Origin of the sequence: Geomonas sp. RF6 (assembly GCF_021044625.1) — a bacterium.
In the GTDB taxonomy this organism is placed as follows: Bacteria; Desulfobacterota; Desulfuromonadia; order Geobacterales; family Geobacteraceae; genus RF6.
This window is the reverse complement of record NZ_CP087999.1, coordinates 882456-905552: the sequence shown is the minus strand read 5'-3', so window position 1 is coordinate 905552 and position 23097 is coordinate 882456. Positions and strand designations below refer to the sequence as shown.

Below are 23097 nucleotides of genomic sequence, written 5' to 3'. Positions count from 1 at the left end.
CATCATGGGAGCCACTTCCGGAGGTGTCCATTGCCAGGTAAGTTCCAGCCGACCTCTATCCTCGTCACCGGCGGCGCCGGGTTCATAGGCTCCAATTTCATCAACCACTTCCTTCCCGCCAACCCCGGCTGCCGCGTCGTCAACCTCGACCTCCTTACCTACGCCGGAAATCTGAAGAACCTGACTGCAGTGGAAAAAAAAACGGACTACCGCTTCGTGCACGGCGATGTCTGCGACGGCGAACTGGTGCGGCGCATCCTCGACGAGGAGCGGATCGACGCGGTGCTCCACTTTGCGGCGGAGTCGCATGTGGACCGCTCCATCACCGGCCCGGAGATTTTTGTGCGCACGAACGTCCTCGGAACGCAGATTCTTCTGGAGGCGAGCCGCGAGCACGCAGGTAAAGTCCGCAACTTCCGCTATCTGCAGGTTTCCACCGACGAGGTCTACGGCTCCCTCGGGGCGGAAGGGTACTTCACCGAGGAGACGCCGCTGGCGCCGAACTCTCCCTATTCCGCGAGCAAGGCAGGTGCAGACCTCCTGGTGCGTGCCTATTTCGAGACCTTCGGGCTCCCCACCCTCAATACCCGCTGCTCCAACAACTACGGCCCATACCATTTCCCGGAGAAGCTGATCCCTCTCATGATCCACAACATCATGGAGGAAAAGCCTCTTCCGGTGTACGGCGACGGGCTTAACGTGCGCGACTGGCTCCACGTGAAGGATCATTCGGCGGCGATCGAGACGGTCCTCAAGGGGGGGAAGCCGGGGGAGATCTTCAATATCGGCGGGAACAACGAGTGGCGAAACATCGACATCGTGAACCTCGTGTGCGATCTCATGGACGACCGGCTGAAGCGCACCCCCGGGACGAGCAGGAAGCTGATCCGCTTTGTGAAGGACCGCCCGGGACACGACCGGCGCTACGCCATAGATGCCTCGAAGCTGAAAAGGGAGCTCGGCTGGGAGCCTTCCTATACCTTCGAGCGCGGCATCGCGGAGACGATCGACTGGTACCTGTCGCACCAGGAGTGGGTCGCTGAGGTCGTCTCGGGCGCCTACCGGCAGTACTACAGGGAGCAGTACGCAGAAGTGGGAGAGCAGTAGACCCCTCGGTTCCTGGTTCTTCAGGGAATTCCGGGGGGAGCGCCGGTACATTGCCACGAAGCACTGCAAAAAGGCCTAACCTTCCCCCCTTGCGAAGGGGGACAGGGGGGATTTCGTTAGGGGCCGCCCCCACCGTATCCCTCCCCGCAAGAGGGGCCGGGACTAAACTAATCTTTAATAAAATACATAGAGGGAGGTGGAGGATGATACTTGTCGTCGGTGCCAACGGGATGCTTGGGCAGGAGCTGATGGCCGTACTTGGTGGCAGCGCCAGGGGGGTGGACGTCGGCGAGATCGACATTACCTCCCTTGAATCGGTGCAGAGAGTGCTGCGGACCCTGAAGCCGCGGGCGGTGATAAACTGCGCCGCCTATACCGATGTGGACGGCTGCGAGACGAAACGTGAGCTGGCGATGGCGGTGAACGGCACCGGTGTCGGGCATCTGGCGGCCGTGACGGAAGAAATCGGCGCAAAGCTCGTGCAGCTGAGCACCGATTATGTCTTTGACGGCGGAAAGGGCTCCCCGTACCTGGAGGATGATCCGGTCGGGCCGCTGAGCGCGTACGGCGAGTCGAAGCTCCTCGGGGAGGAGAATGCGAGGAAGAACCCGCAGCACCTCATCGTGAGGACCCAGTGGCTCTACGGGCACGCCGGGAAGAATTTCGTGGAGACGATGCTGAAACTCGGCGCCGAGAAGGATGAGCTTTCGGTGGTCGATGACCAGATCGGCTCGCCGACCTGGACCGGCGACCTCTCCCTCGCCATCAAGGCGCTCCTGGAGAAGGGGTGCACCGGCACCTACCATGCGGCGAATGCCGGATTCGTCTCCTGGAACGGCTTTGCCAAAGAGATCTTCAAGGAGGCGGGGCTTTCGGTGACGGTGAAGCCGATGACCACGGTGGAGTTGAACCGGCCGGCGAACAGGCCGCTTTATTCGACGCTCGACTGCGGAAAGCTCCTGCGCGACACCGGCTTCCAGGCGCAGCCGTGGCAGGAAGCGTTGAAGCGCTACCTGGAACTGCGCAAGAAGTGATGGATTTCCGCTGAAGGAAGTGGAGGGGCTTTCACGGGGTTTTGTGACATCTTCCTTCGACAACCTCTGCTGGAACGTGTATCATGACGACTTTCAATACGCCGGAACTCCCGGCGTCTCCGGCACTACAGGAGGGATCTGATGGCGGCGCCTGGCGCTGCATGCCTTGAATGAGGGGGGCGATCCCAAAAATCGAAACGGAGGCAGTAATGGAGCGAGGAGAGCGTCCCTGGGGGACCTATACGGTTCTTGATGAACACCAGGGGTACAAGATCAAGAGAATAGAGGTAAAGCCGGGAGAAAGACTTTCCCTGCAGAGGCACCACCACAGGAGCGAGCACTGGATCGTGGTATCCGGCACCGCACGGGTGACGTGCAACGACAGGGAACTCACCGTCAACATCAACGAGTCGACCTTCATCCCGATGGGGGCGGTGCACCGTCTGGAGAATCCTGGCGTGATTCCCCTGGTCATCATCGAAGTCCAGAGCGGCGAGTACCTCGGCGAGGACGACATCGTCCGTCTGCAGGACGACTACCATCGCACAGAGAAGGCTGTAGACGCCGGCCACTAGCGACATCGCAGGCCAAGGGGAGATGCTGGCAAAGCTCCTCGACCATACGCGGGCGCGTCATAAACGACGCGCCCGTTCTTTTGCCGGAAAAGGGGTTATCATTTTCGATAGGGGGTCTCTCCCTGTCGCTGCACGCTTGTCACTGAAGGAGGTACGTCAGAGATGTATATAGTCATTCTTGCCGGTGGTTCAGGAACGCGCTTTTGGCCCCTCTCGAGAAAGAGCACGCCGAAGCAGCTCATGTCGGTCTTTGGCGGCAAATCGATGCTGCAGCGCACCGTGGAGCGGGTGCTGCCGTTGCGTCCGCAGCGGGTGCTGGTGGTGACAAATGCCCTGCAGGCCGCCGAGACACGGGCCCAGCTCGAGTACCTGGAAGGGGTGCCGGTCGATGTGATAGAGGAGCCGGTAGGGCGCAATACCGCCCCCGCCATAGGACTTGCGGCCTCGATCATAGCCCGCTTTGATCCGGACGGCGTCATGGCGGTCCTCCCCGCGGATCATTACATACTGGACGAGGAGCGCTTCCGGGAGGTCCTGGAGGAAGGGGAGAAGGTCGCCCAGACCGGCGTGCTGGTGACCCTCGGCATCACCCCGACGCGCCCCGAAACGGGCTTCGGCTACATCGAGGCGCTTCCGCAAGAGGGTGGGGGGGCGCGCTCCGTGGTGCGCTTCGTGGAGAAGCCGACGCTGGAACGTGCGCTGGAATTCCTGCAGACCGGGCGCTTTTTCTGGAACAGCGGGATGTTCATCTGGCAGGCGTGCACGATCCTCGACCAGATCAGCACCCTGATGCCGGAGCTCTCGAGGTCGCTGGCGCGGCTGGCGTTCGAGCGTGATGTGTGGGAACTCGCCGATCTGAAGCCGCAGATCGCGGAGATCTACAACGAGATCAGGGGGGAGTCGATCGACTTCGGCGTCATGGAGCGGGCGATCGGGGTGCAGGTCATCCCCGCGTCCTTCGGCTGGAGCGATGTCGGCTCCTGGAGTGCGCTTCCCGAGGTCATGGAGGCGGACGAAGCGGGGCACGTGGTGATCGAAGGAGTGGGGACCGTCTCTGTTGCCTCCTCGAACTGCCTTGGCTATGCCAGGGGAAAGGTCGTCGCCTTTGTGGGTGTGCAGGATCTTGTAGTGGTCGATACGCCGGATGCGCTTCTCGTGTGCGCGAAGGATAGCGCGCAGGATGTGAAGAAGGTGGTGGAGGAGCTGGAGAAGAATGGGCGGACGGATCTGCTGTAAGGGGGGCTTTCACCGCAATGTAGCATTGTAGGCCGGCGATAAGCCGCAGGCGTTCCCGGCACTCGCCTCTCAGGCGAGCCATGCAACTGCGGTTCTGGAATATTCCCGCGGTGCGAACAAAGAGCAAATCCCCCCTGTCCCCCCTTCGCAAAGGGGGGAACGTAGCCTCGCCTGCTCCCTTGAAACCTTGCTGCCGGTACTGCCGGAAGAGCCAAAAAAAATGCTGGGGGCATCCGCCCCCAGCATTTTTTTATTCTTCCGCCGAACCTTCTAGTAACGGTAGTGGTTCGACTTGTACGGCCCTTCCTTCTTCACGCCGATGTACTCTGCCTGTGCGTCGGTCAGTTCGGTCAGCATCGCCCCCAGCGTCTTCAGCTGCAGCCTTGCGACCTTCTCGTCCAGTTCCTTCGGCAGGGTGTACACGCCGATCGGATACTTCTCCGGGTTGCAGAAGAGCTCGATCTGCGCCAGCGTCTGGTTCGCGAAGGAGGAGGACATGACGAAGGAGGGGTGGCCGGTGGCGCACCCGAGGTTCACCAGTCGCCCTTCCGCGAGCAGGATGATCCTCTTGCCGTCCGGGAAGATGATGTGGTCGACCTGCGGCTTGATGTTCTCCCACTGGTACTGCTTGAGCTTCGCCACCTCGATCTCGTTGTCGAAGTGCCCGATGTTGCACACGATGGCGTTGTGCTTCATCGCCTTCATGTGGTCGTGGGTGATGACGTCGATGTTGCCGGTGGTGGTGACAAAGATGTCCGCCTTGTCCGCGGCGTACTCCATGGTCACGACCTTGTACCCTTCCATCGCAGCCTGCAGCGCGCAGATCGGGTCTACCTCGGTGACCCACACCTGTGCCTGGAGACCGCGCATCGCCTGGGCGCACCCTTTGCCGACGTCACCGTAGCCGCAGATGACGGCCACCTTGCCGGCCACCATGACGTCGGTTGCCCGCTTGATCCCGTCCATGAGCGATTCGCGGCAGCCATAGATGTTGTCGAACTTCGACTTCGTCACGGAGTCGTTCACGTTGATCGCCGGGAACTTCAGCGTACCCTTCGCCTGCATCTGGTACAGGCGGTGCACGCCGGTCGTCGTCTCCTCGGTGACCCCCTTGATGCTCGCCGCGGTCTTCGAGTACCACCCCGGCTGCTCGGAGAGGCGCTTCTTGATGGCGGCAAAGAGGACCTGCTCCTCCTCGCAGGTGGGATTTTCCACCACGGAGGGATCCTTCTCCGCATCGCTTCCGAGGTGCAGCAGGAGCGTTGCGTCGCCGCCGTCGTCGAGGATCATGTTCGGAGCGCCGCCGTCGTGCCACTCGAAGATCTTGTGGGTGTAGTTCCAGTACTCCTCCAGCGTCTCACCCTTGTGGGCGAAGACCGGGATCCCGGCCGCGGCGATCGCCGCAGCGGCGTGGTCCTGGGTGGAGAAGATGTTGCACGATGCCCAGCGGACTTCCGCTCCGAGCGCGGTGAGTGTCTCGATGAGCATGGCGGTCTGGATCGTCATGTGCAACGACCCCGCGATGCGCGCGCCCTTGAGCGGCTGGGACTTCGAGTACTCCTCGCGGATCGCCATGAGACCGGGCATCTCGGTCTCTGCTATGATCATTTCCTTGCGTCCCCAGGCTGCCTGGGACATGTCCTTCACGATGTAATCGTTCTCTGCCATCGTCTTAGTCTCCTTTGCTTTTTGATGACTTCCTTTTCGGTCTTCCACTCTTGATGCCGCGCACCAGGAGGACCCCCTCCCGCCCCTCGGCTCCCATATGCTCCATCCGGACCTTCTCCAGCCCGGCCGTCTCCATCCACCCCACAAGCTCCTCTTCTTCGAATCCGAGCCACTGGTCTGCCAGCTGTTCCCTCACCCACTCCCGCTCGTGCCGTGCCAGGTCCGCGAGGACAACGCTCCCCCCCGCCCTCGTCACCCGCACCATCTCCACGAGCACCTTCAGCGGGTCGGCGGCGTGGTGCAGCACCATGTTCGCCACCGCGCAGTCGGCGCCGCCATCCTCCAGCGGCAGGTGCGTCATCTCGCCGAGGCGCAGCTCCACACCGGGGACTCCGTCCGCCGCGATGCGCCGCCGCGCCTCCTCCAGCATGGCGGGGGAGTGGTCCACGCCGATGACCCGGCTGCTGTGGCTCGCCAGTTGCGGCAGGAAAGCGCCTGTGCCGACACCTATCTCCACCACCGTCGCGTCGGCGGGAATCAGCGAGAGGAGGCGGTCGTGATACCCCGGGACCGGCAGGAGGGTGCGGGACAGGGTGTCCCACTGGCGGGCGTGCCTGTCGAAAAAAAGGAGGCTTTTCTGGCGCCGCTCCTCCAGTACCTTCCCGAGCTCCGCAAGGTCGCGATTGCGCTGGGGGAGCTTTTCGAGCTCCCGCTCAAAGGCGGGACGGATCGCGGTAAAGAAAACGTTTTCGTCGCCGACGCGGTAGTAGCTCCAGGTCCCCTGGCGCTTCACCGAGAGGACCCCGGCCTCGGCGAGGATCTTCAGGTGCCTGGAGATGCGGGACTGCCCCATCCCCATGATGCGGGTCAGTTCCTGCACCGTATATTCCCCCGCCAGCAGCACCGCCACGAGGCGAAGCCGGCAGGGGTCGGCCAATGATTTTAGAAGATCGAGCATAGTGAGAGAGTATCAAGAAATTGTGGTGGGTTAAATCAACTTTTCTTGATATACCATGGTGACTCTTCGGTGGCAAGGCGAAACTCTTTAGAAAGTTTCGGGAGAGTGGAGGGGACCAGCGGCTAGCCACGCCCCTCCGGATCCTTCCGGTTGTAGCGTCGTACAAAGGCAGTGGCCGCTTCGGCGCTCAGGGGGCGGGCGAAAAAGTACCCCTGCATGTGCCGGCAGTCGATGGAGTCGAGAAAATCCTTCTGCGCCTGCGATTCGACCCCTTCCGCGATCGCCTCCATGTTGAGGCATTTGGCCATGAACATGATGGTGGTGGCGATCGCCGCATCATCGGAGGAGGCCACCACGTCGCGCACGAGGGAGCGGTCGATCTTCAGCGCCTGGAAGTGGTAGTTCTTGAGGGACGCCAGCGACGAGTAGCCGGTGCCGAAGTCGTCCATATGGATGCTTATCCCCATACGGCCGAACTTGTCGAGCATGGCGAGCGCCTGCTCCTCGTAGTGCATGAGGGTCCCCTCGGTGATCTCCAGGGTGAGCCGGTCCGGCGGCAGGCCGCTGTCCTGGAGAATCTTCTCGATCATCCCGACCAGGTCATGATGCCCGAAGAGAATGGGGGAGACGTTCACCGCCACATTGAGATCGAGTCCCTCCTCGCGAAACCAGAGCGCCGCCTGGCGGCACGCTTCCTTCAGCACCCACTGCGTCAGCTGCCATATGAGCCCCGACTGCTCCGCAAGGGTTATGAAGCTCCCCGCCGAGACCTCGCCGAGGAACGGGTGGCGCCAGCGCAGGAGCGCCTCCACGCCGACGACGTTCATCCTGCTCGTGTCCAGTTTCGGCTGGTACAGAAGGTAAAGCTCGTCGTTCATGATGGCGCGCCGCAGCCCGTGCTCCAGGCGCATCCTTTCGTGCATCCTCTCCTGCCACGACCCGCTGTAGAAGCAGAAGCGCCCGCGCCCTTCCTGTTTTGCCTGGTAGAGCGCCTCGTCCGCCATCTTCACGAGCTGCGTCGCGTCCTCGCTGTCCACAGGGTAGAGGGAGATCCCGAGGCTCGCGGAGGTGTTCAGCTCCTTCCCCTGTGCGTGGAAGGGATGTTCGATGGCAGCGAGAACCCGCTCCGCCACTATGCGCGGAGCCTCCGGCATTTCCGGCGCGCGCAGGATCATGACGAACTCGTCTCCTCCCAGCCGCGCCACCACATCGTCGCCGACCCTGCCGCAGCAGGCGGTGAGGCGTCGTGCGGTCTCCCGAAGGACCTCGTCGCCGGCCAGGTGCCCGTGGGTGTCGTTGATGCTCTTGAAGCGGTCCAGGTCGAGAAAGAGTACGGCGACAGCTTCCTGGTGGCGCCTCGCGTGCTCGACGGACTGCAGCAGGAGCTCGTCGAATGCCTGCCTGTTGTAAAGGCCGGTCAGCCCGTCGCGGGAGGCCTGCTCCCGTATCCGCTTCTCTGTCGCCACATGGCGTGCGTCCAGCCGGTCGCAGAGGTAGTAGACGATGATGGCGGTGCACAGGACCCCGAGGGCGTCTACCAGGAGCGATACCCACCCCCAGAGCGGTCGAGGGTAGAGTGTCCGCCTGATCATGGTATGCACCAGCATGAGCCAGAGCGAACTGCAGATAAGGTACGCCGCGGTGATTTTTGCTGGGGTAAGGCGGCTGAAACAGCGAGCTGCTGGAGAGGTCTTGCCGAAAATCATCCCGTTCCCGCCTGCATGCAAGCCCTTCTGGCCGCTGTTCCGTAAAGGGGCAGCGGTGCAACGGTCGGATAAAGTGGCGGATTGCTGAGTTAATTATAGTCTATGGGACGGGGGAAATGGGATCTTTGCCAATATGAGGCTCAAATTGCTTGCACCCTCATGAAGCTTTGCTACAATGGGGGCACTTTTGTCCAAATCTAAAGCCAGCGAAAGGAACAAAAAGATGCGTCGAATGATCTGTATTGCCCTGGTTCTCATCATGTCCACCTCCGCCTTTGCCGCCACTGAACCGAAGACCGAGGAGCAGAAGACTTTCTACGCCCTCGGCGCTCTCATTTCCCGCTCCCTTGCGGTCTTCGAGCTTACTCCCTCCGAATACGACCTCGTGCAGCAGGGGCTGAAGGATTCCATCGTCGACAAGAAAGCGCAGTTCGACCCGGCCCCCTACACCGAGAAGCTGCAGGCGCTCGCCCAGTCGCGGCGCAAGGCGGCAGGGGAGAAGCAGTCTGCGGCCGGGAAGGAATATCTGGCAAAGGCAGCAAAGGAGAAGGGCGCGGTTAAGACGGAGTCGGGGCTCGTGTATATCCCCATCAAGGAAGGAAACGGCCCGAGCCCGAAGGCGACCGACACCGTGAAGGTGAACTACCGCGGCACGCTCATCGACGGCAAGGAGTTCGACAGCTCCTACAAGAGGGGGACCCCGGCCGAGTTCCCGCTGAACGGCGTCATCAAGTGCTGGACCGAAGGTGTGCAGAAGATGAAGGTCGGAGGGAAGGCGAAGCTTGTGTGCCCTCCTGACCTCGCCTATGGTGATGCCGGTGCCGGAGAGATGATCCTTCCCGGCTCGACCCTCGCCTTCGAGGTCGAGCTCCTCGAGGTGAAGGGTGCTGCAGCGCCCTCTGCTCCGTCGAAGTAGCAGCCAGGGCTCGTCGGCAAAGCCGGCGAGATGAAATAAGGAAAAAGGGTGGGCCGTGGCGCGAGCTGCGGCCCTCTTTTGTTTGGCGTCCGTGGATCTTCTTTTTCCGTCCCTCCGCGCAACTCCTCTACGGCGTTGCTTTTCCTATGCCGGAAGTGAAAATATAGACATCAGAGTGGCCGCGAGCCAATACCGGTAAAGGAAGACGCTGATGAGCACCTACCTCACCATACTTCTCGTCGATGACACCGCCGACAACTGGGAGTGGATCACCAGGGAGATCCGGAAAAGCTTCGAAGGGGTCACCATGCAGCGGGTGACGACGGAGCGCGAGTTCTTCGGCGCCCTGGAGGAAAGGAGTTTCGATCTCGTCATCAGCGAGTACCGGCTGAAGTGGTCGAGCGGCATCGAGGTGCTGCGGAGGGTGAAGTCGCGCCTGCCGGGGTGCCCGGTGCTGATCTGTACCGCTGCAGGGGGCGAGGAGGTGGCGAACGAGGCTCTCCGCGAAGGCGCCGACCTCTTCCTGCACAAGTCGGAGCGGCATCTCGCCTGCCTCCCTCTCGCGGTGCGCAGCGCGGTGGAGCGCGCGAAGCTCGCGAAGACGCACGGGCAACTGCAGCAGCTCGCCGCGATCGTGGAGTCCTCCGACGACGCCATCATAAGCTTCGACATGGAGGGGACGATCACCAGCTGGAACAGGGGGGCGGAGAGAATCTACGGCTACGGCCGGGAAGAGGTGGTCGGAGCTTCCGTCCGGCTCCTGGTGCCGCAGGAACAGCGGGAGGAGCTGGAAGAGATAATGGCAGGTGTCCGGCGCGGCGAGCATGTGGAGCACCTTGAAACGCTACGGGTGACGAAGGAGGGAGCCCACATCCACATGCTGGTAACGATCTCCCCGATCCTCGACGAGCAGGGACGGGTGACCGGCGCCTCCTCCGTGGGAACCGACATCACCTACCGCAAAAACCTGGAAAGCCAGCTGCACCATGCCCAGAAGATGGAAGCGCTCGGCACCCTCTCCGGCGGGATCGCCCACGACTTCAACAACATCCTCACCGCCATCATGGGGCATGCGACGATCATGTCGATGAAGCTCGAGTCGGGGGAGGCGATCGGGCCGCATCTCCAGCAGATACTGGAGGCAACCGAGCGGGCCGCCACCCTCACCCAGTCGCTTCTCGCATTCAGCCGCAAAAAGCCGTCCCAGACCGAGCCTGTCGACCTGAACCAGGTCATCGCCAAGGTGGAAAATCTCCTGGTGCAGCTCATGCGGGAGGACGTCGATTTTCGCTGGGACACCGACGGCTCGCCGCTCAACATCATCGGGAACGCGGGGCAGCTGGAGCAGGTCGTGGTGAATCTGGTGACGAACGCCCGCGATGCCCTCCCTTCCGGCGGCGCGATCCGGCTGCAGACCTCACGCGTCCGGCTCGACCAGGCGTTCGTCCACGCCCACGGCTACGGCACCCCCGGCAGTTACGCCTCCCTTCTCTTCAGCGATAACGGGACCGGGATGGACGAGGCAACGAGACAGCGCATCTTCGAGCCCTTCTTCACCACGAAGGAAGTGGGGAAGGGGACAGGGCTCGGTCTCTCCATCACCTACGGCATCATCAAGCAGCACGGGGGGTTCATCAACTGCTACAGCGAGCCGGGCAGGGGGACGACCTTCCAGATCTACCTGCCGATGACCCGGACCCAAGCCCATGAGGAGGAAGCGGCCGAGCCGAGAGAGGTGCTGCCGAGGGGGAGCGAGACGATCCTCTTGGTGGAGGACGACGAGGCGACGAGGCAGATGAATCGTCAGCTCCTGGAGAACTTCGGCTACCGGATTATCGAGGCGGTAGACGGGGTCGATGCGGTGCAGAAGTTCCTGGAAAATCCGGAGGGGATAGACCTTGTTTTCATCGACGCCATCATGCCGAAGAAGAGCGGGCGCGACGCCTTTCGCGACATCGCGCGCATCAGGCCGGAGGTGAAGGTCCTCTTTACCAGCGGCTATGCCGCGGACATCTACGAAGACGGCGACCATGTAGGCCCAAACTTCATCGCGAAGCCGGTGATGCCGACCCAGCTCATAAAGCGGGTGCGCCAGCTTCTGGACGATTAATGCAATAATGTAGGGCGGGATAAGCGGAGCGTTCCCGGCACCCGCGCCGCAGGATCGCCGAAAAATCCCGCCGCTCCTCCCAACCTTCCACCATCCTCACCCCCGCCGGTACCCCTTCAGCCGCGAATTGACGTTTACGCCATCTCCTTTCATTTTCAAAAAAAGCGATTGACAGGCAGGCATGCACTTTATATTATGATTTCCACTTTCAATTGGAGCTTTAATGAAACGGGCAAAGAAAAAAGCATTCGCCGACTTCATCGCTCAGCGGGGCCTGAAGTCCACCCGGCAGCGGGACCTGATCCTCGACTGCTTCCTCTCCTCCGACCGCCACATGAGCATCGAGGAGCTCTACCTGAAGCTGCGCGCGAAGCACCCGAACATCGGCTACGCCACCGTCTACCGCACCCTGAAGCTCTTTGCCGAGTCGGGGATCGCCCGGGAGATGCAGTTTGGCGACGGCCAGACCCGGTACGAGCACGTGGGGGAAGGGGAGCATCACGATCACCTCGTCTGCACCAGGTGCGGCTCCATCGAAGAGTTCGAAAACGAGGGAATCGAGAAGCTGCAGGCAGAGGTCGCAGCGAACCGGGGATTCCTCATCGAGAGGCACAGGCTCGAGCTGTACGGTCTGTGCGGCGCCTGCCGCAAGTAGGCGGCGCTCCTCTCCCGGGGGAAAGCCGGCGCGCCCGCAAGGGTCCCTCCCCCTCCCGTTGCGTCCGCGACGGCACCGATCGTCACTCCACCTTGAAATTGAATTCCAATTGACTTTGCCGCCAGGCAAGAAGGGTCTCCCCCAAGATGTCCATATTCAAGAAGAAAGCATCCTGTCACGAGACTGTTAGCGTCGCCGCCAGCGGTGCCAGGAAGGTAGCGCTGGTCGGCAACCCCAACGTCGGGAAGAGCGTTCTCTTTAACGCCCTCACCGGCGCCTATGTCACCGTGTCGAACTACCCCGGCACCTCGGTGGAGGTGGCGCGCGGCAACGCGGTCATAGACGGGGTCCAGTACGAGGTCATCGACACACCGGGGATGTACTCCATCCTGCCGATCACGGAGGAGGAGCGGGTCGCCCGCGAGATCCTCCTGAACGAGCGCCCGCACCTGGTGATCCACGTCCTCGACGCGCGCAACCTGGAGCGCATGCTCCCCATGACCCTGCAGCTCATCGAGGCGGAACTCCCCCTCGTGCTGGTGGTGAACATCATGGACGAGGCGGCGCGCCTCGGACTGGAGATCGACATCCCCGAGCTCTCCCGGCGCCTCGGCATCCCGGTGATCGGGGCGGCGACCGCGAAGAAGGTGGGCCTCTCCGAGATCCGCGCGGCGATCGCCTCCGTGCATCCGGTGACGGCCCCCGTGCCGCGCTACGCCCCGGAGCTGGAGGAAGACCTCGCGGAGATCACCGAGCTCCTCAGGGGTGAGTACATCCTCTCGCGGAAGGCGATGGCGCTCCTTCTCCTGCAGGGGGACACGGAAGTCGCCGAGCTGGTGGCAAAGTTGGAGGGGGACCGCTACGGCACGCTGGAGGCGTGCGTGCGCGAGAAGCGCTTCAAGCGCCGGGACTCTTTCCATCTCGACCTTTCCCTGGAGCGGAAGGCGATCGTGCAGAAGGTCCTCGACGGCACCTTCCGGGTGCCGGCGGTCCGGCCGGTAACCTGGTCGGAGAGGCTGTCGCGCCTGACCCTTCGGCCGATTACCGGAGTGCCGCTCCTCATAGTTGTCCTTTACTACGGTCTTTACAAGTTCGTCGGCGAGTTCGGGGCGGGAACACTGGTCGATCTCCTGGAAGGGAAGGTATTCGAGGAGTGGTTCAACCCGTGGATCACCGGGGTGGTGAACAACCTGATCCCTTGGGAAATCATCCGGGAGCTTTTCGTCGGGGAGTACGGGGTCATCACCCTCGGCATGCGCTATGCGGTAGGGATCATCCTGCCGATCGTGGCCACCTTCTTCCTCTTCTTCTCCATGCTGGAGGATAGCGGCTACTTCCCGCGCCTCGCGCTTTTAGTCGACCGCATCTTCAAGAAGGTCGGTCTCACCGGGCGCGCCGTCATACCGATGGTCCTCGGCTTTGGCTGCGACACCATGGCCACGATGGTGACGCGCACGCTGGAGACTGTGCGTGAGCGGGTCATCGCCACCCTCCTCCTGGCGCTGGCCATCCCCTGCTCGGCGCAGCTCGGGGTCATCCTGGCGCTCCTCTCGAAGGCGCCGGGGGCGCTCGCCGTGTGGCTCGGGTGCCTCCTCCTGATCTTCCTCCTGGTGGGGCTCCTGGCCGCACGGGTTCTCCCCGGGGAGACGCCGATGTTCTACATGGAGCTCCCCCCCATGAGGCTCCCGCAGTGGTCCAACGTCCTCACGAAGACGGTGAGCCGCATGCAGTGGTACTTCATGGAGATCCTCCCCCTCTTCATCGTCGCCTCGGTGCTGCTGTGGCTCGGGAAGATCACGCACTTCTTCGAGAAGATGGTCGACGCCATGACACCGGTGATGGGGGCGCTGGGGCTCCCGAAGGAGACCGCAGTTTCCTTCATCTTCGGGTTCTTCCGGCGCGACTACGGTGCGGCGGGGCTCTACGACCTGCAGACGAAGGGGATTCTCAATCCGCGGCAGCTCACGGTCGCCGCGGTGACGCTGACCCTCTTCATCCCGTGCGTCGCGCAGTTTCTGATCATGAAAAAAGAGCGCGGGTGGAAGGTCTCCTTATCCATCGGGCTCTTTGTCTCGACCTTCGCCTTTGGCAGCGGCTGGGTTTTAAACCAGGTGCTCCTGGCGACGGGAATACTGTAGAAGGCTTAACGCTCCCTGCTCCGGCTCGAAACCCGATCGGAGGGGGCAACTGGAAGGATATATGCGCTGCGGTTTTTGCGGCTACGAATTCAGGGAAGAAGAAGGAAACCAGGGGTGCAGCAGCTGCCCCATGTCTTCAGGGTGCAAGATGATAAAGTGCCCGCGCTGCAACTATGAGAATCCTCCGGAGCCGAAGATGATAAAGACGGTGAAGAAGCTTTTCAGGCGCGGGGGAACGCCGAAGTGAGGCTGGGCCTCGACGTATCGGTACGGGAGATAGTATGAAATTGACGGACCACGCTGAGGAGATTCTGGAGTCCTTGTGGATCGAGGCGGTGGAAGAGGGGCACGGACATGCGCTCCTCTCCACGTTGAAGCTGGAGCCGCAGGACGACGGTGTAGCGGAGCTCCTCACAAACGGGCTGATAGAGGTGAAGGACGCCCGCCTCTTCTTTACGCGCACCGGGAGAGAGGAGGGGCGCACCACCATCAGGCGCCACCGCCTCGCGGAGCGGCTGATGATGGATATCTTCGGCATCCACGGGCAAAGCGGCGACGACAAGGCATGCCAGTTCGAGCACCTCCTGAACGAGGGGGTGGACACGAAGGTGTGCACCATGCTGAACCACCCGACGACCTGCCCGCACGGCAAGCCGATCCCTCCGGGTGCCTGCTGTGAAGAGGCGCGCAAGGCGGGTGATCTCGGTGTGGTACCGCTGACGGAGCTCAAATGCGCCGAGGAAGGCGACATCGCCTATATCCAGACCGACGACAGCAAGAAGATGCAAAAGCTGATGGCGATGGGGGTCCTCCCGGGAAACCGCATCGTCCTCGTGCAGTCCTTCCCCTCCTACGTCTTCAGGGTAGGGTACTCCGAGTTCGCCATCGACAGCGCCATGGCGCGCGAGATCTTCGTCAGGAAGTAGCGGGTTCCTCCCCGGCCGCACGAGCCGGGGGAGTATTGCAAATGGACTTTGGCGCGACATGCGCTATTTTTACAGACGGTTTTCAACGTCTCTACAGGAGGAAATGATGAAGAAGATGCTACTCGCCCTCGTGCTGGGGGTGTGCGCGTTGGCCCCTGTTACTTCCATGGCCGCACCGAAGGCCGCTCTCCCGAAAGGGTACGAGAAGTGGGAGAAGAGCCGCCAGCAGATCGTGAACGACAAGAAGTCCCTCTTTTACGGCATCCACTACACCTACGTGAACCCGAAGGCGATGGCGACATACAAGGCCGGCTCCGGCACCTACCCGGAAGGGAGCGCCTTTGTGGTGGTGCAGTACGGGATCAAGGACGAGGGTGGCAAGCCGGCCCAGGGGAAAAAGAAGATGATCGTCCTGATGAAAAAGGACAAGCGCTTCAAGGAGACCGGCGGCTGGCAGTTTGCAGGATTCACCGCCGAAGGCGCGCCGTCCGGGATTGATCCGGTGAAGAACTGCTACGAGTGCCATCTGCAGACCGCGAAGGGGACAGACCTCGTCATCTCGAAGTACGCAGATTTCAAGTAGCGGCAGCAGGCCACAGCTTTTAGGGGCGCCCTTTCACGGAGGGGCGCCTTTTTTTGTGTCCACCGTTTTTCAGACTCTCGGACTGGTCCGACGGGTCTGACTAGTCTGACTGGTCCGACTGGTCCGACTGAATCATTTCCCCACTGCTAGTGAAATTAGCCATAGCTAATTTAGTCGCTCCTGCACCTCATACAGTCTCCAAAAAAAATCCTACAGATATCCCGCTCCCTGTCGATAGATACCTCAATACGGGAACCGGAAGACCTCCGCCGTGGGTGTCGTCCCGGACGTAACTGCTGAAACCTCCAGAGGAATCGAAGATGGAAAGCGATATATCAACACCCTCGCAAGAAGAGCTCTCGGGGCTATGTGATGCCTGGTCCAGGAGGCTCGAGGCGATAGGGGCGGAGCTCAAGCTCGTCGCCTCCACCACCGAGGACGAGTTCCTGTCGATCGGGGGGAAGCTGCAGGACTTCTACATGCGCAGCACCGGGATCGGCTCTGCGGGCGAGGAGATGGTCCGCGAGGGGGCCGGCGAGACGGTGACCGGGGCGGTAGAGCTCTTCCGGGGAGTCCTGGACGAGATGGCGGAGTATGTGAGCCGCACCCAGGAGGAGACCGGGAGGAACTCGGCCGCGCTGAAGGAGATCCTCGGGCTCCTGGAGAAGGTTTCCGCCCCGCTGGCGGGATTCAAGAAGATAAACAAGGTGCTGAGAATGCTCGGCATCTCCACGAAGATCGAAAGCGCCCGCTTAGGTAACAGCGCCGCGGGCTTCGACACCCTGGCAAACGACGTTGAGACCCTCTCGGTCCAGGTGAGCGAGAAGGCGGGGATCATCGTCGGACGAAAGGACGAGCTCGCGAAGATCATAGAGCAGACACTCCTACGCGTCGTGCAGACCGGCGAGCGGCAGCACGATCTCGTCATCGGCCTCCTGGCGAAGACGAGGGGGAGCCTCGAGGCGCTTTCGGAGATCCGCGAGCGCTGCGGTGCGGCGATCACGGAGGTTACCGCTTCCTGCGACGAATTGACCCGGAACCTCGGGGAGATCGTCATGTCGATGCAGACCCACGACATCGTGCGCCAGCAGATAGAGCACGTGGAGGAGTCGCTGGTGGAGCTGCAGGGAGGGTGCGCCTCCCGTCAGACCGGCGCGGAGGAGGTCGCGATCGTCTGCGAGCTCCAGGCGGCGCAGCTGCGCCACGCGGAGAGTGCGCTGACCCAGGCGGTGCGCCTCATTGTGGCGAACCTCCAGGAGATCGCCCAGAAACAGTCGCACCTCCTGCGGGAGACCGCGAAGATCTCCGGTGTCAGCGACCAGGCGGGAAAGAGCTTTTTCCAGGAAATGGAGAAGGATCTCGGCACCATCACCGCGGCGCTCACCGAGAGCCTCGAGGCGAACCGTACCCTCTGCAGCGCCATGGCTTCCGTTTCCGACACCGTGGGGGACATCGCGGCGTTTGTGGGGCAGATCGAGACGGTCGGCGAGGAGATAAAGCTCATCGCCCTCAACTCCCAGATAAAGTCCGCCTACACAGGGGAAGACGGGGCGGCGCTCGGAGTTCTCGCCGAGGCGATCCAGCGGCTCTCCGTCGACGCCATCGACCAGACCGGAGAGGTCTCCCGCACGCTGCAGGCGATCACCCGCTCCACCGAGATCCTCTTCGGTGCGCAAGGGGAGGATGCCGGCGATCTGGAGGGGAAGGTGCAGGGGATGGTATCGACTTTCGGCGAGCTCCTGCACACGCTCCGGTCGGTGAAGGAGACGCTGGACCGCTCGGTGCACGGGATGGATGCCTCCGTCGCCGAGCTCACCGAGGACATCGACCGCACCACCGCGGGGATCACGGTGCACCGCAAGGTCTCCGAGGTGCTGGAGGGGGCGCTGGCGGAGCTTTCCGCGGTCATAGAGGAGGCGCGCACGGTCGCGCCCGGCACCGGGGGGAGCATCGACTTCGAGGAGATCGCCCGGCGCTACACCATGAACAGCGAGCGCCAGGTGCACCAGGCACTCTTCGACGGTGCGGGTCTGGAAACGGCCGAAGGCGATGGCGAATACGGCGACAACGTGGAGCTTTTTTAGCGAGGACAAGATAAATGGCTGAAATGACTGTAGGGCGCGCCTCCGGAAAAGGGGAGGGCGTGCTGGAAATCACCGTACAGGGCCCCGTGACGATAGCGGAAGCGGCCCGTTTCAAGGAAGTCCTCGTGGAGGCGCTCGGCGCCGCCGACGAGGTGGTGGTCGATCTGCGCGGGGTCACCGGCATGGACCTCACCTCGCTGCAGCTTTTGTGCGCGGCGCACGGGAGCGCGCTCGCGGCGCAGAAGTCACTGACGGTCGCCCCCGCGGGGAACGAGGTGTACGTTAAAGTGGTCGAAGAGGCAGGATTCCAATGTCACGTGGGGTGCCAGCGCGAAGCGAAAAGCTGCATCTGGACCGGAGGTAAGTGCTGATGGCAAAAGTAATTATGACGGCCGACGACTCGGCAAGTGTGCGGCAGATGGTGACCTTTACCCTGAAGCAGGGCGGCTACGAGGTGGTGGAAGCGGTGGACGGAAAAGACGCCCTGCAGAAGCTCTCCTCCACGAAGGTCGACATGCTCATCACCGACCTCAACATGCCGAACCTGGACGGGATCGGGCTCATCAAGGGGGCGCGTGCCCTGCCGAGCTGCAAGTTCATCCCCATCGTCATGCTGACCACGGAAAGCCAGGACTCCAGGAAGCAGGAAGGGAAGGCCGCCGGCGCGACCGGCTGGATCGTGAAGCCCTTCAAGCCTGAGCAGCTCATGGCCGTGGTAAAGAAGGTGCTGGGATGATGGACATCCACAGGCAGGCATTCCTGGAGGAGGCGGCGGAGCTCCTGACGGAGCTGGAGACCTCCCTGCTCGAGCTGGAGGAGAGGCCTGAGGATCCCGATATCATCGGGCGGGTCTTTCGCGCCATGCACACCATCAAGGGGAGCGGCGCGATGTTCGGCTTTGACGACATCGCGGCCTTCACCCACGAGGTGGAGACCGTTTTCGACATGGTGCGCAACGGACGGCTGAAGGTCACCAAGAAACTGGTGAACCTGACGCTGGCGGCGCGCGACCAGATAAAGGCGATGCTCGATGCTGCCGAGCGGGGGGACCTCCCGGAGGAGAGCGTGAGCTGCCAGATCATCGCGGGGCTGCGCGAGCTCGCGCCGCACGGCGACGAGCAGCCGCAGGTCCACGAGCCGAAGGCGCAGCCGGAGCGGGCTACCCTTGCGACCTACCGGATCCGCTTCGCCCCGGTGGCAGAGATCATGGCGTGCGGCACGAACCCGCTGCACCTCCTGAACGAGCTCCGTGAAATGGGCACCTGCAGCATCACCGCCCAGAGCAAGGGATTCCCGCCGCTGGAGGGGATGAACCCGGAGGGGTGCTACGTCTACTGGGACATCGTACTCACCACCGACCAGGGGGTGAACGCCATTCGCGACGTCTTCATCTTCGTGGAGGACGACTGCGAGATCAGGATCGAGGAGATTGCCGATCACGGCGCCTCGGTCGCGGACGACGGGTACAAGAAGCTCGGCGAGATCCTCGTGGAGCGCGGCGACATAACCGCGGAGGCGATGGCGGAGGTTCTTGGCCAGCAGAAGCGCTTCGGCGAGCTCGCCGTCAGCCAGGGGATCATCCCGGAGGCGAAGGTGCAGTCCGCTCTCGTGGAGCAGCGCCACATAAAGGAGGTGCGCCAGGAGAAGCAGAGCCAGGAGGCGGCGACAAGCATCCGTGTCCCCGCGGAGAGGCTCGACGTCCTCGTGAACCTCGTCGGTGAGCTCGTGACGGTGCAGGCGCGCCTCTCCCAGACGGCGATCGAGCGGGACGACGTGGAACTCTCGGCGATCGCCGAAGAGGTGGAGCGCCTCACCAGCGAGCTGCGCGACAGCGCGCTCAATATCCGCATGCTCCCGATCGGGAGCACCTTCTCCAAGTTCAAGAGGCTGGTGCGCGACCTCTCCTCCGAGCTCGGAAAAGAGATCGAGATGACCACCGACGGGGCGGAGACGGAGCTCGACAAGACCGTCATCGAGAAGCTGAACGACCCCCTCGTGCACCTGATCAGAAACAGCATCGACCACGGCATCGAGCTCCCGGAGGCAAGGGTCGCCGCAGGGAAACCGCGCCACGGCACGGTGCACCTTGCCGCGGTCCACTCCGGAGACAGCGTCCTCATCACCATCAAGGATGACGGGGCGGGGCTCGACAAGGAGGCGATCCGGGCGAAGGCGGTCGAGAAGGGGATCATCCCCGCGGCTGCGGAGCTCTCGGAGAAGGAACTCTTCAACCTGATCTTCGCCCCCGGCTTCTCCACCGCGAAGAAGCTCTCCAGCGTCTCCGGGCGCGGGGTCGGCATGGACGTGGTGAAGCGCGCCATAGAAGCGCTGCGCGGCTCCATCGATGTCTCGAGCAGCCGCGGCGAGGGGACCCGCATCACGGTGCGCATACCGCTCACCCTGGCGATCATCGAGAGCCTCCTCGTGAAGATCGGCGGCGACTCCTTCATGCTGCCGCTCGCTCTCGTGAACGAGTGCGTGGAACTCACCCGCGAGGACGTGGCACGGGCTCACGGACGCAATCTCGCGAACGTACGCGACCACCTCGTCCCCTACATCCCGCTCAGGGAGCGCTTCGGGATCTCCGGCGAGCCGCCGGAGATCGAGCAGATCGTCATCACCGAGGTGGAGGGGGCCCGCGTCGGCTTCGTGGTGGACCACGTCATAGGGGAGCACCAGACGGTCATCAAGTCGCTCGGGCGCGCCTACAAGAACATCGAGGGGATCTCCGGCGCGACGATCCTCGGCGACGGCTCGGTGGCGCTCATCCTGGACATCCAGCACCTGATCCAGTCGGTCGAGAGGGAGGCGCACTAGTGGATTCGTCATCTTCCATCGACTCCGCGGCGGCCCTTACGCTGCGGGACTTCAACCGGCTGAGCGCGTTCATCTACGAGAAGTGCGGCATAAAGATGCCGGACGTGAAGAAGACGATGCTGGAGTCGCGCCTGCAAAAGAGGCTGCGGGCGCTCGGCATGAAGAAGTTTTCCGACTACTGCGACTACCTCTTCTCCGCCGACGGTCTCGAGCAGGAGCTCGTGCCGATGATCGACCTCGTCACCACCAACAAGACCGACTTCTTTCGCGAGCCGGACCACTTCGATTTCCTGACCGAGAAGGTACTCCCGGACTGGCTGCGCCGCAGCGGCGGGGGGACCTTCTCCATCTGGAGTGCAGGGTGCTCCACCGGGGAGGAGCCGTACACCCTGGCGATGGTCCTCTCCGAGTTCGCGGAGAAGCACCCGGACTTCGACTTCCGGATTCTGGCGACCGACATCTCCACGAGGGTGCTGGACCGCGCGCGCAACGCCACCTACGCGGAGGCGCTCGTCGACCCGGTCCCGCTGGCGCTGAAGAAGAAGTACCTCCTGAAGAGCAAGGACCGCGCGAACCCGCTGGTGCGCATCGCACCGGAGCTGCGCCGCAAGGTCTTCTTCCGGCGCCTGAACTTCATGGACGACGACTTCGGGATCCGCGAGCCGCTCGACGTCATCTTCTGCCGCAACGTGATCATCTACTTCGACCGCCCGACGCAGGAGAAGCTCCTGCAGCGCTTCCACCGCTACATGAAGCCGGGTGCCTTCATCTTCATGGGGCACTCGGAGACCCTCTCCGGCCTCGACGTCCCGCTGGTCAGCGTCTTTCCCACCGTGTACCGGAAAGTCAAATGACCCCCCGCACCCCCGAGCTCCCGGTTCTCTTTCTGCGCCCCGGTGAGATGCACTTCGCGGACGAGCCGATCGTCGTCTCCACCCTCCTCGGCTCCTGCGTGGCGGTGACGATGTTCAGCCCGCGCCACCGGATCGGAACGATCTGCCATGCGCTCCTGCCGCACTGCCGCAGGGAGGATCCGTGTCTCGCGGCGGAGCCGGAGGGGGGGAAGTACGTGGAGTGCGCCATCTGGCTCATGCTGAAGGGGCTCCAGACGCGCGGCGTGTGCCGCGGCGAGATCGAGGCGAAGATCTTCGGCGGCTCCGACATGTTCGACGCCCGAGACGGCGGTATCGGCACGGTGGGAACGCAGAACATCGCGAAGGCCCTGGAGGTGCTGGAGGGGGAGGGGATCCGGATCGTCTCCTCCGACGTCGGCGGCCCGCGCGGGCGGAAGATCTTTTTCTACACCCACACGGGGGAGGTCCTTCTCAAACGTCTGAGACGAACGGAGATTTAGCATGCGGAAAAAGATACGAGTATTGATTGTGGACGACTCCGCGGTGGTGCGGCAGACGATGTCGGAGATACTCTCCTCGGACCCGCAGATAGAGGTCATGTCCACCGCCGGAGACCCCTTCATCGCCGCCGAGCGAATCCGGGACGAGGTCCCCGACGTCATAACGCTCGACGTGGAGATGCCGCGCATGGACGGCGTCACCTTCCTGCACAGGATCATGAGCCAGCACCCGATCCCGGTGGTGATGTGCTCGAGCCTCACCGAGCGGGGGAGCGAGACGGCGCTGAAGGCGCTGGAGTACGGGGCGGTGGAGATCATCCAGAAGCCGCGCATGGGGACGAAGGATTTCCTGGAGGAGAGCCGGGTAAGGATCTGCGACGCGGTGAAGGCGGCGGCGCAGGCGCGGCTGAGAAAGATTTCCCCCCACACCCACACCGTCGCCCCGAAGCTCACCGCCGACGTCATCATGGAGAAGCCCTCCAGCCACGCCATGATGCAGACGACCGAAAAGGTCGTCGTGGTCGGCGCCTCCACCGGCGGCACGGAGGCGTTGCGCGTCTTTCTGGAGTCGTTCCCGGCGGACTGCCCGGGGATCGTCATCGTGCAGCACATGCCGGAGGGGTTCACCAAGGCCTTCTCCAGACGGCTGGACGGGCTGTGCAGGATCTCCGTGAAGGAGGCGGCCGACAACGACACCGTCGTGCGCGGCCGTGCGCTTATCGCGCCGGGAAACCACCACACCCTTCTCAAGAGGAGCGGGGCGCGCTACTACGTGGAGATAAAGGACGGTCCGCTGGTGACGAGGCACCGACCCTCTGTCGACGTCCTCTTTCGCTCCGCTGCGAGGTACGCCGGGAAGAACGCGGTCGGCGTCATCATGACCGGGATGGGGGACGACGGCGCGAAGGGGATGCTGGAGATGAAGCAGGCCGGCGCCATAAACATCGCCCAGGACGAGGCGACCTGCGTCGTCTTCGGGATGCCGAACGAGGCGATAAAGCTCGGCGGGGTCGACTACGTGCGCCCGCTGGAGGCGCTGTCGCGGGAAGTGCTGCGCCTTTGCGACTGACGGGAATGAGCATGTAGGCCGGAATAAGCGGAGCATTTCCGGCGTAAGGCAGGGGGTGGCAGCATGGCGCCCCGTCGCGATGGAAATGCCGGGAACGCCCTTCGGCTTATCCCGGCCTACAACTGCCCCTCCACCGTGGCAATTGCCACTTAGCGTTCCCC

21 protein-coding genes are annotated in these 23097 nt (G+C 62.9%); 18 read left to right on the top strand and 3 right to left on the bottom strand.

What is annotated here, in order from left to right:
- Nucleotides 1-30: 30 nt before the first annotated feature.
- The 4 genes from rfbB to LPW11_RS03885 all read left to right on the top strand — a co-directional run bounded on the left by rfbB (nucleotide 31) and on the right by LPW11_RS03885 (nucleotide 3952).
- Nucleotides 31-1107 (top strand): dTDP-glucose 4,6-dehydratase, encoded by a 1077-nt coding sequence (gene rfbB / locus LPW11_RS03900; protein ID WP_230996823.1) that lies wholly within the window; start codon nucleotides 31-33, stop codon nucleotides 1105-1107.
- A 203-nt stretch (nucleotides 1108-1310) separates the two neighbouring features.
- Entirely contained in the window at nucleotides 1311-2141 is an 831-nt protein-coding gene (rfbD, locus tag LPW11_RS03895) for a dTDP-4-dehydrorhamnose reductase (RefSeq protein WP_230996822.1), read from the top strand.
- Nucleotides 2142-2350: 209 nt separating this feature from the next.
- Nucleotides 2351-2716, top strand: coding sequence for a cupin domain-containing protein (locus LPW11_RS03890; protein ID WP_230996821.1), 366 nt, complete (start codon nucleotides 2351-2353; stop codon nucleotides 2714-2716).
- Nucleotides 2717-2878: 162 nt separating this feature from the next.
- The gene (locus LPW11_RS03885) at nucleotides 2879-3952 is read left to right on the top strand and encodes a mannose-1-phosphate guanylyltransferase (RefSeq protein WP_230996820.1); all 1074 of its coding nucleotides are present in this window, start codon (nucleotides 2879-2881) and stop codon (nucleotides 3950-3952) included.
- Nucleotides 3953-4222: 270 nt separating this feature from the next.
- Here the strand turns inward: LPW11_RS03885 and ahcY are convergent, their stop codons facing one another.
- From ahcY to LPW11_RS03870, 3 genes are all read right to left on the bottom strand, one after another.
- The gene (gene ahcY, locus LPW11_RS03880) at nucleotides 4223-5620 is read right to left on the bottom strand and encodes an adenosylhomocysteinase (protein WP_230996819.1); all 1398 of its coding nucleotides are present in this window, start codon (nucleotides 5618-5620) and stop codon (nucleotides 4223-4225) included.
- Nucleotides 5621-5624: 4 nt separating this feature from the next.
- Nucleotides 5625-6578 (bottom strand): ArsR/SmtB family transcription factor, encoded by a 954-nt coding sequence (locus LPW11_RS03875; protein ID WP_230996818.1) that lies wholly within the window; start codon nucleotides 6576-6578, stop codon nucleotides 5625-5627.
- A 122-nt stretch (nucleotides 6579-6700) separates the two neighbouring features.
- Nucleotides 6701-8284 carry a putative bifunctional diguanylate cyclase/phosphodiesterase gene (locus tag LPW11_RS03870; RefSeq protein ID WP_230996817.1) on the bottom strand — a complete coding sequence of 528 codons (1584 nt, stop codon included), beginning with the start codon at nucleotides 8282-8284 and terminating at the stop codon, nucleotides 6701-6703.
- A gap of 232 nt (nucleotides 8285-8516) precedes the next feature.
- Here LPW11_RS03870 and LPW11_RS03865 point away from each other — a divergent pair, with 232 nt between their 5' ends.
- The 14 genes from LPW11_RS03865 to LPW11_RS03800 all read left to right on the top strand — a co-directional run bounded on the left by LPW11_RS03865 (nucleotide 8517) and on the right by LPW11_RS03800 (nucleotide 22936).
- The gene (locus LPW11_RS03865; protein WP_230996816.1) at nucleotides 8517-9200 is read left to right on the top strand and encodes an FKBP-type peptidyl-prolyl cis-trans isomerase; all 684 of its coding nucleotides are present in this window, start codon (nucleotides 8517-8519) and stop codon (nucleotides 9198-9200) included.
- A 211-nt stretch (nucleotides 9201-9411) separates the two neighbouring features.
- Nucleotides 9412-11310, top strand: coding sequence for a hybrid sensor histidine kinase/response regulator (locus tag LPW11_RS03860; protein ID WP_230996815.1), 1899 nt, complete (start codon nucleotides 9412-9414; stop codon nucleotides 11308-11310).
- A 223-nt stretch (nucleotides 11311-11533) separates the two neighbouring features.
- Nucleotides 11534-11965 (top strand): Fur family transcriptional regulator, encoded by a 432-nt coding sequence (locus LPW11_RS03855; protein ID WP_230996814.1) that lies wholly within the window; start codon nucleotides 11534-11536, stop codon nucleotides 11963-11965.
- A gap of 146 nt (nucleotides 11966-12111) precedes the next feature.
- Nucleotides 12112-14103, top strand: coding sequence for a ferrous iron transport protein B (feoB, locus tag LPW11_RS03850; protein WP_230996813.1), 1992 nt, complete (start codon nucleotides 12112-12114; stop codon nucleotides 14101-14103).
- Between the two features lie 61 nt (nucleotides 14104-14164).
- The gene (locus LPW11_RS03845) at nucleotides 14165-14350 is read left to right on the top strand and encodes a hypothetical protein (protein WP_230996812.1); all 186 of its coding nucleotides are present in this window, start codon (nucleotides 14165-14167) and stop codon (nucleotides 14348-14350) included.
- 34 nt (nucleotides 14351-14384) lie between these two features.
- Entirely contained in the window at nucleotides 14385-15029 is a 645-nt protein-coding gene (locus LPW11_RS03840) for a metal-dependent transcriptional regulator (RefSeq protein ID WP_230996811.1), read from the top strand.
- A gap of 106 nt (nucleotides 15030-15135) precedes the next feature.
- Complete coding sequence (locus LPW11_RS03835; RefSeq protein ID WP_230996810.1) at nucleotides 15136-15612, top strand: cytochrome P460 family protein; 477 nt, start codon at nucleotides 15136-15138, stop codon at nucleotides 15610-15612.
- A gap of 320 nt (nucleotides 15613-15932) precedes the next feature.
- Complete coding sequence (locus tag LPW11_RS03830; RefSeq protein WP_230996809.1) at nucleotides 15933-17696, top strand: methyl-accepting chemotaxis protein; 1764 nt, start codon at nucleotides 15933-15935, stop codon at nucleotides 17694-17696.
- Nucleotides 17697-17710: 14 nt separating this feature from the next.
- Nucleotides 17711-18067 (top strand): STAS domain-containing protein, encoded by a 357-nt coding sequence (locus tag LPW11_RS03825; RefSeq protein ID WP_230996808.1) that lies wholly within the window; start codon nucleotides 17711-17713, stop codon nucleotides 18065-18067.
- Complete coding sequence (locus tag LPW11_RS03820) at nucleotides 18067-18432, top strand: response regulator (RefSeq protein WP_230996807.1); 366 nt, start codon at nucleotides 18067-18069, stop codon at nucleotides 18430-18432. The genes LPW11_RS03825 and LPW11_RS03820 overlap by 1 nt, the downstream gene beginning before the upstream one ends.
- Nucleotides 18429-20513: a chemotaxis protein CheA gene (locus LPW11_RS03815; RefSeq protein ID WP_230996806.1), complete on the top strand. Its 2085-nt coding sequence runs from the start codon at nucleotides 18429-18431 to the stop codon at nucleotides 20511-20513. Before LPW11_RS03820 ends, LPW11_RS03815 begins: the two co-directional genes overlap by 4 nt.
- On the top strand, nucleotides 20513-21367 hold the full coding sequence (locus LPW11_RS03810) for a CheR family methyltransferase (RefSeq protein ID WP_230996805.1): 855 nt from the start codon (nucleotides 20513-20515) through the stop codon (nucleotides 21365-21367). Before LPW11_RS03815 ends, LPW11_RS03810 begins: the two co-directional genes overlap by 1 nt.
- Nucleotides 21364-21867 carry a chemotaxis protein CheD gene (locus LPW11_RS03805; protein ID WP_230996804.1) on the top strand — a complete coding sequence of 168 codons (504 nt, stop codon included), beginning with the start codon at nucleotides 21364-21366 and terminating at the stop codon, nucleotides 21865-21867. The genes LPW11_RS03810 and LPW11_RS03805 overlap by 4 nt, the downstream gene beginning before the upstream one ends.
- A gap of 1 nt (nucleotide 21868) precedes the next feature.
- Nucleotides 21869-22936: a protein-glutamate methylesterase/protein-glutamine glutaminase gene (locus LPW11_RS03800; RefSeq protein ID WP_230996803.1), complete on the top strand. Its 1068-nt coding sequence runs from the start codon at nucleotides 21869-21871 to the stop codon at nucleotides 22934-22936.
- Nucleotides 22937-23097: the final 161 nt, after the last annotated feature.